Origin of the sequence: Yersinia alsatica (assembly GCF_025133195.1) — a bacterium.
In the GTDB taxonomy this organism is placed as follows: Bacteria; Pseudomonadota; Gammaproteobacteria; order Enterobacterales; family Enterobacteriaceae; genus Yersinia; species Yersinia alsatica.
Genome location: NZ_CP104006.1, coordinates 2,096,038 through 2,111,292, shown reverse-complemented (window position 1 = coordinate 2,111,292; position 15,255 = coordinate 2,096,038). Strand labels below are relative to the sequence as shown.

Sequence of the window (15,255 nt, the reverse complement as noted above, 5' to 3'; positions counted from 1 at the left end):
TCAGTGTATTTATAACTAGGTGCATACCTATAACGGTTTTATATACCGTTTAGTGATGTTCAAGTATCAAATGCTCTAAGCCAGTCACAACGCAGGTCGCCAGCGCCTTATTTTGCTGTTCCTCGCCCAGTAAAAAGCCCAGCCGACCTGCGCTGGGCAATACTCTTCGACCTATCCAACGTTATTGGCACTGCAGGCAGGCGGCAAGTGGCCCATGCAGTACCAAAAACAAAGGAGATAAAAGCTTATTTCTGTGTGACCACCGCCACGTTGTTTGAACCAATAGCGCCACTGAATGGTTTGCCATCGATGGCATCCACCATCCGTAAACCAGTTGGACGAATCCAGCGCTGCACACGGGATGGCATATCAAAGCCAATCAGTAGAATCACCACAAATGTCAGGCTAAATGAGAGCGAGCCGAGTGCGGTGCCCAGACTTAAGTGCTGAGCAATTGATGCCCCTAGAATTGGGGCCAATGCTCCACCCAGTGCGCCGACGTTGTAAGTAAAGCCCAACCCCGCCGCCCGCTGTTCAGTATCAAAATAGCCACCAAGCAGTTTTGGCAACAACCCGGCAATCCCCTGCCCTAGCATTTGTTGCAGGAACAGTAAGCCGCCGAGGAACAATATGCTGCTACCCTGAATCGCGAACAGTGGAATTATCAGTAATTGTGATATCAGCAAGCTGGTCACATAGGCCTTACGGGTGCCCAGCCAGTCGCCCAGGAAGCCCCCGACACAACAGCCGACTGCCGCACCAAAACCACTGAAGAACAACACATTGCCCACGGTATGCGGGTCGTAGCCCAAATCCATCTTCAGATAGGTGGGTAACAGTGCTTGAATCGGCCATGAATAGAGGAAGGCGCAGAACACCACCACCATCAGCATCACGCCGGTCGGCCAGCGTTCACCGCTGGTTTGAACCATAAAGTAGATGAAGATTGCGGCACAAAGAACAGCCAGGATCACCACCACGGGGGTCGATACCATGCCGGTGAAACAAGCATACAGCGAAGCCGCGGCAAAGATGGTTAAAGCAATATTCAGGTAGCTCAGATTGCTGCGATACAGAATATCCACCATATTGCGGTCTTGCGTCTGCTTAGATTGCTGCTGCTTGCTTTGAGATTTTTCCCAATCTTCAGCTTCGGGCAGATTTTTACGCAGCCACAATGCAAAGATAATGGGTAGTAATCCAATGTAGAACAGCATACGCCAACCAAAGGCTGGAACCACATAGCTATAGGCCTGAGCCGCTAATACTGCACCGATAGAGAAACCAGAAATCAGGAAGCCACTGGCTTTGTTGCGCATATTCTTAGGCCAGCTTTCCATCACGTAGGTGGAGCTGGAACCATACTCCCCCGCCATGCCAATCCCAATAACCAGTCGGGCGATAAACAGTGTGGTGTAACCCGGTGCTAAACCACAGGCCAAAGTACCAAAGGAAAACAGCACAATACTGGTGATCATCGCCAGCTTACGGCCATAACGATCCCCCATGGCCCCCAGCACCAAACCACCGAACCAGCGCGAAATAAAGGCGGCTGAAATCAGACTGGTGGCTTGAATCAGTGTCAGACCGAACTCTTGCTTAATATCAGTCAGAACCAGAGTAATAAGAACAAAGTCAAAACCGTCCAGGGCATAACCGATCCAGGCGGCAACAAATGCCTTCCATTGCGCAGGGGTCAGTTGCTTATACCAGCGCACTGGTTTGTCTCCACGAGATTTTTTATCGGTACAGGGTTGTACTGAAGTGCTCATATCGTCGCTCTCTCTCTACCACCAGCTAAGTTCACTGGCAGAAACTGTTTTCCTCGCGGCAGGTTTAACCTTAGCAACTGATTGTTTAAAAACACTTAATCTGTCACTACCAGACGGTTCTCGCCACATTTATATTTATGTGGTTTTACTCCAAATTAAACACAACAAAGGAGTAAAACTCCATTTGAGTGTATAAGATCAGCCCGCTATTTCAATCACAATGTGTCTAAAACGTGACAAAGATGGCGAAATGCTGAATAGGGTGAGACTAACAACAGGATAGGGAGGTGTTTACCACCGCGGGGAGAATATCACCGCCACGGTGGCTAAGTATTGCAGCAGGAAATGTATTACCGGTCATCCATTTTGGCTGACGGCTTGAGTGGTTTTGCGTTTAATGCTCTCTGCCTGAACCGGATCGGCTTTAACCAGCAAGGCGTAAATCAGGTCCAAAACAAATAATTGCGCGATTTTGGTACCAATAGAATCACCCTGCAACTGCCCCTGACGGTTACCATTGATCAGCACATAATCTGCCAGCTCAGTAATGGTGGAGCCCATATTGTGGGTCAAAGCTACCGTGGTGGCACCGGCCTGCTTTGCCAATTTCAATGCCTGCACTGTTTCCGCCGACGTTCCCGAATGACTGATACCAATGGCCACATCACCGGGGCGCATCAAAGAGGCTTGCATATACATAAAATGGTTATTGGTAGCCGCATCAACGCGTAATCCGATGCGCATCAATTTACCTTTGGCATCTTCCGCAGTAATACCCGATGAGCCGACACCAAAAATACAGATGCGATCCGCTGGGCGCAGCAACTTAACCACTTGCTCGACACTCTCGATAGAGAGTAAGTTGAGTGTCTCTGACAGGACGTTATTAATCGCCGACTGCAATTTACTGCCAATCGCCAGTGTATCGTCCCCCTCCTGCACATCAGCATCTAACAGACTGTTTTCACTGTTATGGCGAGTCGCCACCTCAATGGCCAAGTCCATTTTGAAATCCTGAAACCCTTTATAACCCAGCGTCCGGCAGAAACGGATAATCGTGGCCTCACCCGCTTGCGTAAGCGAGGAGAGCTCAGCAATGGAGAGTTGGGTAACATTGGCGGGCTCTGCCAAGATATAAGCGGCAATACGCTGTGCTGAGCGAGTGAGGCTATTTTGCATGGCACCCAAGGCATCAAGGATTTTACCTGGCTTAAAACGGGGAGCACCAGTTTTCACGCGGACACCTCAAGGGAAAGAAAGTTGACGGACAGGAGACAGTTCTGGGGCGCATCATTACATAATTGGCCCACTTCGTGAAGATAAATGGCAGTATGGTGCGGGGTGAGATCAATAAAAAAACCCCGGGGGGCCGGGGAAGATGTCAAAGATAACGGGCGTTATTATTATATAAAAATCATTGTCATGGTCTGTTTTACAACAAACTGTTGTGGACTTTTACAACCACCTTTTTGATGGCCCCTGAGCCTGCAATCTGGCAGCCGGGCTTATGCGGCTCGCCTGGTAAAAACACCGCAAACATCCCCGGCAGCATCCGTAATTGACTCTTATCCGGGATATCAGCCATCAGTTGGTAATCATCGTCGGCATGATAAGGTTCTAGATGCTCGGTCGGGGTCAGAGTGGAATATTCAATCCCTTCAATACCCTTGATCAACAGTTGGACGTCGGCATAGGTGCGGTGCATTTCCGCTTTCTTATTTTCAGCCGGCTGAGTATCGAACTCCATTACATTCATGAAAATGAGTTCTCCATCGATTTCATGGCGTCCACAGCTTAACTCGGCCAAAGGTTGCTCGGCCAAATAAGCCAAAACCCATTGAAGACGTTCAGGTAATCCGCCCCAAAATGCTGTCTGTGTTAATGCTCCGCTGATCATAACGATTCTCTCATTTTACTTATAAAGATATAAACCCAAAATCATGGGTGTCGCGGCGGTGTTGATTACAGTGTCAATGACCTAGGGTATGTCTGGCCCACAGTGCCGCCCCTAATAAGCCACTATCCTGGCGATGATGCGCCGCCTGAACAGGCACTCGGTAGATTTCTGGTAGTGTTTTTTGCGCGCCAATCACCCGTTCTAAATATCCCACCGCCAGACCGACACTGCCCCCCAGAATCACCACCTCCAGATCCAGGGCCATTTTCATGTCTGCCAGCATCTGAGCAATGGCGGTCGCGGAACGGTTGATAATATTCTCAGCCGGTACATGACCAAGCTGTGCCATTTCAAACACGTTGGCAGCAGCGACTGGTTGCTTCCAACCCAATGTTTCCGTACCAATTGCCGTGCCGGAAGCCACACTTTCGACACACCCGCGGCGGCCACAACCACACAGTAAGCCATGGGGATCAGCTAACGTGTGGCCGATATGCCCAGCCAATCCATGATGACCCACCAGCAGCTTTTTATTCAAAATGATGCCGCCGCCCACGCCCGTGGAAACCGTCACAAACATCATATTGTCGCAATCACCACTCACCGCCTGATACTCTGCCCAAGCCGCAGCTTGCCCATCGTTGAGTAGCACACAAGGCAAATCGGCAATTGATTGAACACAATCTTGCAGCGGGAAATCAGCCAACCCACCAAGATTGGCGGGATTCAGTGCTGTCAGACGCCCGCCACTGATAATGCCGGTTGACGCAACGGCTATAAAATCAACCAGATGCCGATAAGGCGCGATTAACGTTTCCAGCGCTATAGCCAGCTGCGCAGCGCCACCTCGTGGCGTGGCTATCTGCTGACGGCCAACCAACATGCCGCTTTCTGTCACCACCGCAGCAGCAATTTTTGTTCCACCGATATCCAGTGCCAACACTTTTCCCATCGGGTGTAACCCTCTTGCATTTGTTATAAATGAAATGACAATAATTTAATGACTATGGCAATTTTCCCGTCACAACTCCATTATTATTTTTAATTTGGAGTTAAACTCCCAGGCAACCCATTTGAAGGCAATAACTAAAGCAATTGGAGTTGCACCCTAGAAGTAAAAGATCTAACATAATGGAGTAAAACTTCATTTAAAAATAAAGATCGGAGCTAAAAACCGTGTGCAACCTGACTGCGAGTGACCTGACTATGAGTAACACAAGTAATCTTCGCCACAAGCTCCAAAATGGATTGATCGCTTCTTGCCAACCGGTGCCCGGCAGTGCCATGGATACCCCCGAAATTGTGGCGGCAATGGCAAAGGCTGCACTGGATGGCGGCGCAGTTGGCCTACGTGTTGAAGGCATTAGTAATATAGCCGCGGTGCGCCGGGTGACTGATGCACCTATTATCGGCATTATTAAACGCGACCTACCCGATTCCGAGGTCAGAATTACCCCTTGGCTGGAAGATGTCGATGCACTCAGTGCCGCAGGTGCCGACATTATCGCGTTTGATGTCACTTGCCGCCCTCGCCCGGTTTCCGTGGAAGAACTCTATCAGCGAGTGCGAGCAACCGGCCGTCTGGCAATGGCTGATGCCTCTAACATTGAAGATGGCTTATTGGCTCATCGATTAGGCATTGACTTTATTGGCACCACGCTATCTGGCTATACGCAAACCCCAGTGCCGACCGAACCGGATTTGGCGCTGGTCAAACAGTTATCCCAAGCGGGTTGTCGTGTGATTGCCGAGGGGCGTTATAATTCGCCAGCCCTCGCCGCTGCGGCAATATCGGCAGGTGCTTATGCTGTGACCGTCGGCTCCGCGATTACCCGAATTGAACATATTTGCGGTTGGTTCTGTGATGCTATCGAGCAATGCTCGCCCCAAGAACAGGCGATTTCTGGCCGCACGCAAGAAAAACACCAAACCGCAAAACTGACTGAATATTGATTGCTATGCTACTCAACATTATTGTGACCACCGGGGTCATCTCTCTGATTTATAAAGGACGCGTATGAAAAAGTTAACAGGTTTGATTGCCGCTCCGCACACTCCCTTTGATGAGTTGGGTGAAGTTAATTATCCCGTTATCGACCAAATTGCTGAGCATCTGGTCAATGATGGTGTCGCAGGGGTGTATGTGTGTGGCACAACCGGCGAAGGTATCCATTGCTCGGTTGAAGAGCGCAAAAAAATTGCCGAGCGCTGGGTAAAAGCGGCGCAAGGTAAGCTGAGCATTACCTTGCATACTGGCGCACTGAGCATCAAAGATGCCGTCGACCTGTCTCGCCATGCTGAAACACTGGATATCTTTGCAACTTCAGCAATCGGCCCTTGCTTCTTTAAGCCCGGTAATCTTGACGATTTAATCGCCTATTGTCAGGCCATTGCCGCTGCGGCTCCATCGAAAGGTTTCTATTACTATCACTCTGGGATGTCCGGTGTGAATTTGGACATGGAACAATTCCTGATTAAAGCAGAATCGAAAATCCCAAATCTGTCAGGAATTAAATTCAATAATGCGGATTTGTATGAGTTCCAGCGCTGCCTGCGGGTCAGTGGCGGCAAATTTGATATTCCATTTGGGGTAGATGAACATTTACCGGGCGGGTTGGCGGTCGGGGCTATTGGTGCCGTCGGCAGTACTTATAACTATGCCGCGCCGTTATTCCAAAAGATCATTGCTGATTTCAACGCGGGTAATCAAGCTGCGGTTCAACGCAGTATGGATCAAGTTATCGCGCTGATTCGGGTGTTGGTCGAATTTGGTGGTGTTGCCGCCGGTAAAGCCGCCATGCAATTACACGGTATTGATGCCGGTAATCCACGTCTGCCGCTGCGCGCGCTGACCAAGGAACAGAAACAAACTGTAGTAAACAGAATGCGTGATGCTATATATCCTGCTTAACTAAGATAATGGCGACGCACAAAAAACAGAAAGGCCGGATATCCGGCCTTTTTACTGTCTGTCTGCCTGCATATTATAGCGATAATAATTTGGTCAGTGACGGCGCAAAATAGTAGCTGCCGGTGACTGGCTTACTGAAGCCGAGCAACAAGTCATGTTTGCCATCTAATGAACCGAACATGCTCAATAATTGCTGCTCGATATTATGTAAGCGCGCGCAATAGGCAATGAAATATAAGCCGTGCTTGCCACTGGCAGTCCCATACGGCAAGCTTTGGCGCAGGATTTTTAACCCTTTACCCTCTTCTTTAAGATCAACGCGGCTAACATGGGAAGTATCCGGGCGCTGATCTGAAGCCAATTCCTGGCTATCCGGTTTGGTACGCCCAACAATTTGCTCTTGTTTATGTTCGGGGATACGTTTCCATTTTTTCAAATCATGCTCATAGCGCTGAACTAATATATAGCTGCCACCGGCATCTTCTTCACCTTCAGCAATCACCGCCACTTCAGGCCGATCTTCACCTTGTGGATTCTCGGTGCCGTCAATAAAGCCGGTAAAATCACGCTCTTCAACCCAGCGGAAACCATGAGTCTCTTCTTCAACCACAATGGCATCACCAAAAGCAGCAACCGCAGCTTGCGCTAAGGTAAAGTTGATATCCTGGCGCAGTGACTGAATATGAATCAATAAATCACGTTGAGTGGCCGGTGCTATTATTGGTGCTTTACCCAAAGGGACAAAAGGCTTTAACTCTTTTGCGCCCTGACCATTTGATAAGTCATGCCAAACATCTGAACCGAAGGCAATAACCGCCCCCAAATGCTCATTGGGGAATTTTTGCTGTAACTCTTCTAATGCCTGACAGAATTTTTTGCACCCCTGACGAATAGCATCAAATTCGCCTTGCACTTTTGCTTCCATAAAAATGGCAAAACGGCAGTGCTCCAGCAAAATGCCACTCTGAACTTGAGTCATGTTTCTTCCTTACTCGAAATCGGTATTGGTTATGCTGGGTATAATAACTGAAGCCGAAAAAATAACCTTGCGTCAGCGCAAAATAAAATTGAGCAAGGAAATAGGACGTTGAGGAACAGAATAATATGATTAAGGCGCTAAAAATAACCTGCGCCTTAATTGGGAGTCACAAAAGGATAATAATATTTATTCGCTTTTAGCACGCCAAATAATCTTACTCACCTTCCAGCTTTGCAGCGTGTCATCCGATGGCATTAAACCTTCAGGGCCATGCCAGTCGCCATCAAATAAATAGCTAACATGCGAACTGTTTGGCGCAACACATTCTATTTGGGCGGCATCATCGCCAGTGCCCATTTGACAAGCGCCAAAGGCTTTTTTATATAACTCGCTGAATGGCGTGCCTATCGTCACACCCCATTGGCTAGGAATATTTTTATCCATCACATCGATTCGTTCTACCGTGCCTTTCGGCTGACCGGAGATAACCAGTTTGATTTGGTCTTCCTTCATTGCCTGATAGAAAGATACCAACTTGCCATCATTGGTCGCCATACCACTACGCAACCGATAATCGCCTTTCAGACCTTCTTTAATGTCACTCTCGGTCAGTGGTGTACTGGCGGTGATCCCACCGACACCATTATCGGTAACCTGCATACTGCTGCTGCCGCTGAACCAATTAAGTGGCGATAAACTTGACCAAGAAAAACCGGACATGCTCGAACACCCGGCCAACAACAAAGGGGCCCCCAGTAATAACAAGCGCACCCCAGAAAACCGTGGGCGAATATTCATCTAACGCTCCTTAAGAAAACCACTGCATCCAATAAGCTTTGCTGCAAAATAACAGCAACAAAAGCAAGATAGGGACAGTTGAAAAAAGATAACCAGAGATTGGAGTCCGCACGGCTGAAAAAGTGCCCTAACCCTCAATGCTTTCATCATTAGCCCCGCAACCGCAGCACCAAATCGGCTTAAGTGGCGCAGCAGAAAAGATGCCAATAGGGTTGATAAGATAGGGTTTATCCCCATTTATACTCATAGAATCTGGATATTTCGCGGTTTAATACCTTACTATTAAGCGTGTTATAACTCCATATTGGTCTAGTATTGGGTAACGTGAGGCGGGTAAAGCCTCTGGTTTTAGATGTTATTATTCATTCATTGAAGGAGCAATAAAATGAAGAAACTCACCTTAGCTGCCACCTTGGTTATGTTATGCGGTACCGCATTTATGGCTCAAAGTGCGACAAATACCACGCAGGGTGGTTTTGATGGCCCGGCAACAACACAGACTCAGCCGGCAACTCAAGGCGGATTTTCTGGCCCTAATGCCAGCAGTACCACAGTAGATAAAGTCAAAACCATGCGCGATGACGCCCATGTCATCCTACAAGGCAATATCACTGAACGCTTAGGCCACGATACTTATACTTTCCGCGATGACACCGGCACCATTACTGTAGATATTGATAACAAACGTTGGAATGGCCAAACCATTACTCCGCAAGATAAAGTACAAATCGAAGGGAAAGTTGATAAAGACTGGAACTCGGTAGAAGTTGATGTGAAGAAAATAACCAAGATTAAATAATTAATTTGTTACTTTCAGGTGCTGAATAAACTCAGCACCTGATATTGACTAGTCACCTATCTATTTCCATTACTAAATACTTCACGCCTAATCTCATCAGAACACTAATATATTAAATTATACAACTGTGGAACCATGTTGATGCATTGTTTATTTTAACAGCATGGAAAAGTAATTATAGTTCAACTTGCTCGGCATTGAAAAATGGGTATTGGAAACTAAAAAGCCATCAGTCAAACAAATTAATAAGGATGAATAATAATGAAAGGTAATCACCAATCCAGTGAAAATAACAAAGAAGAAACCAATAGTAATAACGGTGCAAAGGCCGAGAACCATAGCAATAGCGAGGTTGGGGACCGCAGCGACAGTAGTGTTTTTCACCATCACGATAGTGATGATATGATCTACAAGGATACCCATGACCCTCTATTCGGTAATGGCAACGCAAAGATCAAAAACCGTGATGATAGTGATACTACTATAAAAGAAATTATAATAAAAAAAGGGACATCCAATGATGATATCGAGGTAGATTTAAGTAAAAATAATTATGTAATTAGTGACGCTGGTGGCACTGATACTCTTACAATGATAAATGTAAAAAAAGAGGATTTAGAATATTCCACTAAAAATGGCCGTTACTATATCCGTGATAAAAAATCTCAAAACATACTCATTTTAGATAATCCAACCTACGCTGAGTATAAGCAGAAGGTCTCTAAAATTGAATTTGAATTAAATGAAATTATTCAAGAAAACAAAACATTTAAGTTGAATGGAAATTATGAACACCCTATAAATACAAAGAATAAAAACAAGCATAATAGTCATGAGTATTTCAAACATGAAAATGCGGTTGAACTGAATAATAGACATGAATATAGTATTCATAATTTTTTTACTATGCAATCTGCATATAAAGACGGTGACGTAATTTCAAGGGATCTTTCAAGCTATGCAACTTATATATCCAAACAATTAGATGAGCATATCGAAATAGCTGCCGCATATAATGACAATGAAGCAGTAGCCGTGTTTACTGCCAGAAAAGAGGCATTTTCTAACTATGCTGATCTGCTTCTTCAATCAGATGATGCAAACCATGGCACTGTTGTTGAAAAAGTAATTATTGAAGGTATAACTTATGATGTAAAAAAACTTTTAGTTTCGGACTCAGTTGATAATTTAAACCATGCACCTGTTCAAGATATTGCTGGCACCACTAATATAGCTGGCGTAAAAATGTTAAAGGATAGTGTTACTGATTATAAAAATTGGGCCGAAGTAGAGGCTATTACTGAAGAAATGGCCTTATCCAATACAACGATAGAATATATGGCAGGGTTCAAAGACCTCGGGCAGCAGTTGGGAATACAACGTTTACCTACCCACGATGAAATGACTCCAATGACAATGATATTTCCTGAAGCAGTCTAATTGTAGCAATATCTGATACTGACTTTCCCTCTACAATAGAGGGAAAGTTTATTCTTAATGGCACAATCAATACTCTTGATCCACAATCAGCCTTTTGCCCAGCATGATGCTGTCTTGGGTTTCATAATCGAGCTTTTCATACATGCAAATCACTGCGTCATTGTCTGCGCGCACCATGATATTCAGCTTCGGGCAGCCACGGGCAATTAATTTCTTTTCTAACCGGCTGATCAGCGCATTGGCAAAGCCACGACCACGGAAATCGGGATGTACTCCCAGATAATAAGCAGAACCTCGGTGGCCGTCATAACCGCCCATCACCGAGCCGACAATGGCTCCGCTGACTTCAGCCACTAAAAACAATTCGGGGTCATGATTGAGTTTACGCTCAATATCCATTTCCGGATCATTCCAAGGCCGCAACAAGTCACAATGCTCCCACAGCAGAATCACTTCTTCAAAATCGTCTTGCTGAAATACGCGGATTTCCATGGATGTTCGCACCCTTGAGTAAAATGGATATTCTGACTATTACGCAATATTATATCACGCCATAGTAAAGTGATATTTCCCGCAGTGATAGAACATAATAATCTTTAAGAAGAACCAGATAAATCTTGTCGTGCTCCTGTCGCAATCAGCGCTAATCCACACGGAGAGTACAACAATGAGGGCAAATCGAGGTATACTTAGCCCCTGAAAATTTCCAGGTAACCAGAACCCCGCCCATGAATTTACCCGATATCGCCCAAATCAAAACCTACCTGCTGGATTTGCAGGATAAAATCTGTGCTGCACTGAGCGAGGCTGATGGCCGTGCCAAGTTCACCGAGGAAAACTGGACTCGTGAAGAAGGGGGCGGTGGCCGCAGTCGGGTATTGATCAACGGGGCGGTATTCGAGCAAGCTGGCGTCAACTTTTCACATGTTTCAGGTGCCACACTACCGGCATCCGCCACAGCACATCGGCCCGAATTAGCTGGGCGCAGTTTTCAAGCTCTGGGCGTCTCACTGGTCATTCACCCTCTGAGCCCCTATTTGCCTACTAGCCATGCCAATGTACGGTTCTTTATTGCTGAAAAACCCGGCGAAGATCCAGTATGGTGGTTTGGTGGCGGCTTTGATTTGACCCCTTTCTATGGGTTTGAGGAAGATGCCATTCACTGGCATCAAACTGCATGGCAATTGTGTCAGCCATTCGGCGAAGATATCTATCCGCGCTATAAAAAATGGTGCGATGACTATTTTTATATCAAACACCGCAATGAGGCGCGAGGAATTGGCGGCCTGTTCTTTGATGATTTGAATAGCCCTGATTTTGCTACCTGCTTTAACTTTACTCAGGCGGTGGGCGATGGCTTCCTCGATGCCTATCTGCCTATAGTTGCTCGGCGCAAAGCACTAAGTTGGGGCGAGCACGAACGTCAGTTCCAGCTTTATCGCCGTGGTCGCTATGTGGAATTCAATTTGGTATGGGATCGCGGCACCTTATTTGGCTTACAAACCGGTGGGCGCACTGAGTCTATTTTGATGTCGCTGCCACCTTTGGTGCGTTGGGAGTATAACTATCAACCGGCACCAGATAGCGCTGAAGCCGCACTGTACCGCGATTTTCTGCCGGTAAAAGATTGGTTAGCCGTAGGAGAACAACACTGATGCAAATTTGGGTTGATGCGGACGCCTGTCCGAATGTCATTAAAGAGGTGTTATTCCGTGCCGCAGATCGTACCGGCATGATGGTGACGTTGGTGGCGAACCAGCCATTGAAAACACCGCCGTCGAAATATATTCGCACCTTACAAGTGGCTGCTGGCTTTGATGTCGCCGACAACGAGATAGTGCAGCGTGTAGAGAAAAACGATCTGGTGATCACCGCCGATATTCCGCTAGCGGCAGAAGTGATTGAGAAAGGCGGTATCGCTCTTAATCCCCGTGGTGAGCGCTACACTCCAGACACCATTCGCGAGCGCCTTAATATGCGTGATTTTATGGATACCATGCGCGCCAGCGGTATTCAGACCGGCGGCCCCAACACCTTAAATCAGCGCGATCGCCAGCAATTTGCTAATGAGCTGGATAAGTGGTTACAGCAAGCCAGCAAAGCTGGCCGCTAAATTGGCCGCAGAAAAGTAAAACCCGCACCAGGCGGGTTTGATTGACAACAGCTAAAACCAATATTCAACGTCATTGGCAAAGAATATTTATAGAGGCTCGGTTTGTGCTTCTACCACCGCTAACGCCACCATATTCACAATGCGCCGCACCGAAGCGATCTGCGTCAGAATATGGATAGGTTTTGCCACCCCCATCAATACCGGACCGACTGTTACTCCCTCGGAAGAGGTCACTCGCAGCAAGTTGTAGCTGATTCGCGCGGCTTCCATATTAGGCATAATCAATATGTTAGCTGCCCCTTTCAGTGGGCTGTCCGGCATCAAATCATGGCGAATGCTTGGAACCAGTGCCGCATCGCCATGCATTTCACCGTCAATTTCCAGTTCTGGTGCCATCTGATTGACCAGTTCCAATGTCCGGCGCATTTTACGCGCGGCTGGGCAATCTGATGAGCCAAAGCTGGAATGAGATAATAACGCCACTTTTGGCTCGATACCGAAGCGACGCACCGTTTCGGCTGCCATTAAGGTTATCTCGGCCAGTTGCTCTGGCGTTGGGTCATCATTGACGTAGGTATCGGCAATAAAGGTGTTACCCGTTGGCAGCAATAATGCATTCATCGCCCCGGCCACATGTGCCCCTTCACGGAAGCCAAACACTTTCTCAACCACATCATAATGCTCATGATAAGTCCCGATAGTACCGCAAATCATGGCATCAGCTTCACCGCGATGCACCATGATGGAGCCAATCAGGGTTGGGTTGCCAATCACCGCACGGCGCGCCTGTTCTTGCGAGACTCCGCGGCGTTTCATGATTTGATAGTATTCGTGCCAGTATTCATTAAAGCGCGGGTCAGACTCGTTATTCACCACTTCAAAGTCTTTTCCGGCAGTAATATGCAGGCCCAGTTTCTTCAGCCGGGTCTCAATCACACTTGGGCGACCAATCAGGATAGGATATGCCAGCCCCTGAGAAACCAGCTCCTGAGTGGCGTGTAATACCCGCTCCTCTTCCCCTTCTGCCAATACCACCCGTTTCATCTCTTTTTTCGCCTGAGAGAAAATCGGTTTCATAAATAGATTGGTTTTGTAGACGAACTCCGTCAGTTTTTCGATATAAGCGCTGAAGTCGGTGATTGGGCGGGTTGCCACACCAGAATCCATTGCCGCCTTAGCCACGGCCGGGGCAATTTTCACAATCAAGCGCGGGTCAAATGGCTTAGGGATAATATATTCAGGGCCGAAGGAAAGATCTTGCTCGCCATAGGCCGATGCCACCACATCGCTTTGCTCAGCCAAGGCCAGGTCAGCAATGGCGTGTACACAAGCCAGTTTCATCTCTTCGTTAATAGTGGTTGCGCCAACATCCAGTGCGCCACGGAAGATAAACGGGAAGCACAGCACATTGTTAACCTGGTTCGGATAATCCGAGCGACCGGTACAGATAATCGCATCTGGACGCACGGCTTTTGCCAATGGCGGCAGGATTTCAGGTTCCGGGTTTGCCAGCGCCAGAATCAGCGGGCTAGGTGCCATGGTTTTTACCATGTCTGGCGTTAAGACACCGGGGCCGGAACAACCCAAGAAAATATCAGCGTCAGGAATAGCATCGCCCAGTGTGCGCTGGCCGTTATCCTCAATCGCGTAAGCGGCTTTGGTTTGCTCCATATTGGCTTCACGGCCTTTATAGATAACGCCCTTAGAATCACAGACGGTAATATTGTGCTGTTTTAATCCCAAGGCGACCAACAGGTTCAGACAGGCAATAGAGGCCGCCCCTGCCCCAGAAACCACCAGCTTCACATCGCTGATCTCTTTCTTCACCACACGCAGGCCATTAAGGACTGCCGCGGTACAGATTATGGCTGTGCCATGCTGATCATCATGGAACACCGGGATTTTCATGCGCTCACGCAATTTCTGTTCAATATAGAAACATTCTGGCGCTTTGATATCTTCCAGATTGATGCCGCCAAAAGTCGGTTCTAACGAGGCGATAATATCAATCAGTTTGTCCGGATTGTGCTCATCCACTTCAATATCGAACACATCAATGCCGGAGAATTTCTTAAACAGAACCCCCTTTCCTTCCATTACCGGCTTGCCCGCTAACGCGCCAATATTTCCCAAACCCAGCACCGCAGTACCGTTAGAAATAACAGCAACCAGGTTACCGCGTGCCGTGTATTTATAGGCCGCTAAAGGATCAGCAGCAATTTCTAAACACGGAGCAGCAACACCGGGAGAATAAGCCAGCGCCAAATCCCGTTGAGTCGCTAGCGGTTTGGTTGGTGACACCTGAATTTTCCCGGGCGTTGGATATTGGTGAAAATCAAGTGCACTCTGTTTCAATTGTTCGTCCATCGTAGGTTCCCTTTGCTTTTATGCTTTGAGGTGGTATGACCAATAACAGAACCAGTATAGTGAGTGATTTATCACAATCTATGAAGCAGGGCATACTCTGCATAACATTTTTGTATCAACAGGAGGATTTGCTTATCAATCAGGGGGGATTATCAACAATTTGAGAATAAATGCCGCCC

At 47.3% G+C, this 15,255-nt stretch carries 14 protein-coding genes; 6 read left to right on the top strand and 8 right to left on the bottom strand.

Features of this window, described 5'->3' with window-relative positions; all coding sequences use genetic code 11:
* Nucleotides 1–245: 245 nt before the first annotated feature.
* From N0H69_RS09330 to N0H69_RS09315, 4 genes are all read right to left on the bottom strand, one after another.
* Entirely contained in the window at nucleotides 246–1,772 is a 1,527-nt protein-coding gene (locus N0H69_RS09330; protein ID WP_050145507.1) for an MFS transporter, read from the bottom strand.
* Nucleotides 1,773–2,129: 357 nt separating this feature from the next.
* A complete protein-coding gene (locus N0H69_RS09325) occupies nucleotides 2,130–2,951 on the bottom strand; it encodes a MurR/RpiR family transcriptional regulator (protein ID WP_459565742.1) in 822 nt (273 codons plus the stop codon).
* 253 nt (nucleotides 2,952–3,204) lie between these two features.
* The gene (nanQ, locus tag N0H69_RS09320; RefSeq protein ID WP_050109354.1) at nucleotides 3,205–3,669 is read right to left on the bottom strand and encodes an N-acetylneuraminate anomerase; all 465 of its coding nucleotides are present in this window, start codon (nucleotides 3,667–3,669) and stop codon (nucleotides 3,205–3,207) included.
* Between the two features lie 73 nt (nucleotides 3,670–3,742).
* Entirely contained in the window at nucleotides 3,743–4,621 is an 879-nt protein-coding gene (locus tag N0H69_RS09315; RefSeq protein ID WP_050151937.1) for an N-acetylmannosamine kinase, read from the bottom strand.
* A 254-nt stretch (nucleotides 4,622–4,875) separates the two neighbouring features.
* On the opposite strand from N0H69_RS09315, the gene N0H69_RS09310 reads away from it, so the two are divergent.
* Together N0H69_RS09310 and N0H69_RS09305 are read left to right on the top strand one after the other, a co-directional pair.
* Nucleotides 4,876–5,622 carry an N-acetylmannosamine-6-phosphate 2-epimerase gene (locus tag N0H69_RS09310; protein ID WP_072077649.1) on the top strand — a complete coding sequence of 249 codons (747 nt, stop codon included), beginning with the start codon at nucleotides 4,876–4,878 and terminating at the stop codon, nucleotides 5,620–5,622.
* Nucleotides 5,623–5,686: 64 nt separating this feature from the next.
* A complete protein-coding gene (locus tag N0H69_RS09305) occupies nucleotides 5,687–6,580 on the top strand; it encodes a dihydrodipicolinate synthase family protein (RefSeq protein WP_050109351.1) in 894 nt (297 codons plus the stop codon).
* A 73-nt stretch (nucleotides 6,581–6,653) separates the two neighbouring features.
* Here the strand turns inward: N0H69_RS09305 and N0H69_RS09300 are convergent, their stop codons facing one another.
* Nucleotides 6,654–7,559, bottom strand: coding sequence for a Dyp-type peroxidase (locus N0H69_RS09300; RefSeq protein ID WP_050109350.1), 906 nt, complete (start codon nucleotides 7,557–7,559; stop codon nucleotides 6,654–6,656).
* A 186-nt stretch (nucleotides 7,560–7,745) separates the two neighbouring features.
* Nucleotides 7,746–8,357 carry an RpoE-regulated lipoprotein gene (locus tag N0H69_RS09295; RefSeq protein WP_050109349.1) on the bottom strand — a complete coding sequence of 204 codons (612 nt, stop codon included), beginning with the start codon at nucleotides 8,355–8,357 and terminating at the stop codon, nucleotides 7,746–7,748.
* A gap of 385 nt (nucleotides 8,358–8,742) precedes the next feature.
* Between N0H69_RS09295 and N0H69_RS09290 the strand changes: the two genes are divergently transcribed.
* Both N0H69_RS09290 and N0H69_RS09285 read left to right on the top strand, forming a co-directional pair.
* Nucleotides 8,743–9,156, top strand: a complete 414-nt coding sequence (locus tag N0H69_RS09290) for a YgiW/YdeI family stress tolerance OB fold protein (protein WP_050151935.1) — start codon at nucleotides 8,743–8,745, stop codon at nucleotides 9,154–9,156.
* Between the two features lie 261 nt (nucleotides 9,157–9,417).
* Entirely contained in the window at nucleotides 9,418–10,596 is a 1,179-nt protein-coding gene (locus N0H69_RS09285; protein WP_050151934.1) for a hypothetical protein, read from the top strand.
* A gap of 66 nt (nucleotides 10,597–10,662) precedes the next feature.
* Here N0H69_RS09285 and N0H69_RS09280 read toward each other — a convergent pair whose 3' ends face one another.
* The gene (locus tag N0H69_RS09280; RefSeq protein WP_050151933.1) at nucleotides 10,663–11,088 is read right to left on the bottom strand and encodes a GNAT family acetyltransferase; all 426 of its coding nucleotides are present in this window, start codon (nucleotides 11,086–11,088) and stop codon (nucleotides 10,663–10,665) included.
* Between the two features lie 236 nt (nucleotides 11,089–11,324).
* Here N0H69_RS09280 and hemF point away from each other — a divergent pair, with 236 nt between their 5' ends.
* The gene (gene hemF, locus N0H69_RS09275; protein ID WP_050122893.1) at nucleotides 11,325–12,251 is read left to right on the top strand and encodes an oxygen-dependent coproporphyrinogen oxidase; all 927 of its coding nucleotides are present in this window, start codon (nucleotides 11,325–11,327) and stop codon (nucleotides 12,249–12,251) included.
* Complete coding sequence (locus N0H69_RS09270) at nucleotides 12,251–12,709, top strand: YaiI/YqxD family protein (protein WP_050109345.1); 459 nt, start codon at nucleotides 12,251–12,253, stop codon at nucleotides 12,707–12,709. Before hemF ends, N0H69_RS09270 begins: the two co-directional genes overlap by 1 nt.
* A gap of 87 nt (nucleotides 12,710–12,796) precedes the next feature.
* Here the strand turns inward: N0H69_RS09270 and maeB are convergent, their stop codons facing one another.
* Nucleotides 12,797–15,076 (bottom strand): NADP-dependent oxaloacetate-decarboxylating malate dehydrogenase, encoded by a 2,280-nt coding sequence (gene maeB / locus N0H69_RS09265; RefSeq protein WP_050109344.1) that lies wholly within the window; start codon nucleotides 15,074–15,076, stop codon nucleotides 12,797–12,799.
* Nucleotides 15,077–15,255 lie beyond the last annotated feature (179 nt).

Coding starts and splice junctions, on each gene's coding strand:
- N0H69_RS09330 (WP_050145507.1), bottom strand. CDS start 1,772: ATGAGCACTTCAGTACAACCCTGTACCGATAAAAAATCTCGTGGAGAC.
- N0H69_RS09325 (WP_459565742.1), bottom strand. CDS start 2,951: ATGCAAAATAGCCTCACTCGCTCAGCACAGCGTATTGCCGCTTATATC.
- nanQ (WP_050109354.1), bottom strand. CDS start 3,669: ATGATCAGCGGAGCATTAACACAGACAGCATTTTGGGGCGGATTACCT.
- N0H69_RS09315 (WP_050151937.1), bottom strand. CDS start 4,621: ATGGGAAAAGTGTTGGCACTGGATATCGGTGGAACAAAAATTGCTGCT.
- N0H69_RS09310 (WP_072077649.1), top strand. CDS start 4,876: ATGAGTAACACAAGTAATCTTCGCCACAAGCTCCAAAATGGATTGATC.
- N0H69_RS09305 (WP_050109351.1), top strand. CDS start 5,687: ATGAAAAAGTTAACAGGTTTGATTGCCGCTCCGCACACTCCCTTTGAT.
- N0H69_RS09300 (WP_050109350.1), bottom strand. CDS start 7,559: ATGACTCAAGTTCAGAGTGGCATTTTGCTGGAGCACTGCCGTTTTGCC.
- N0H69_RS09295 (WP_050109349.1), bottom strand. CDS start 8,357: ATGAATATTCGCCCACGGTTTTCTGGGGTGCGCTTGTTATTACTGGGG.
- N0H69_RS09290 (WP_050151935.1), top strand. CDS start 8,743: ATGAAGAAACTCACCTTAGCTGCCACCTTGGTTATGTTATGCGGTACC.
- N0H69_RS09285 (WP_050151934.1), top strand. CDS start 9,418: ATGAAAGGTAATCACCAATCCAGTGAAAATAACAAAGAAGAAACCAAT.
- N0H69_RS09280 (WP_050151933.1), bottom strand. CDS start 11,088: ATGGAAATCCGCGTATTTCAGCAAGACGATTTTGAAGAAGTGATTCTG.
- hemF (WP_050122893.1), top strand. CDS start 11,325: ATGAATTTACCCGATATCGCCCAAATCAAAACCTACCTGCTGGATTTG.
- N0H69_RS09270 (WP_050109345.1), top strand. CDS start 12,251: ATGCAAATTTGGGTTGATGCGGACGCCTGTCCGAATGTCATTAAAGAG.
- maeB (WP_050109344.1), bottom strand. CDS start 15,076: ATGGACGAACAATTGAAACAGAGTGCACTTGATTTTCACCAATATCCA.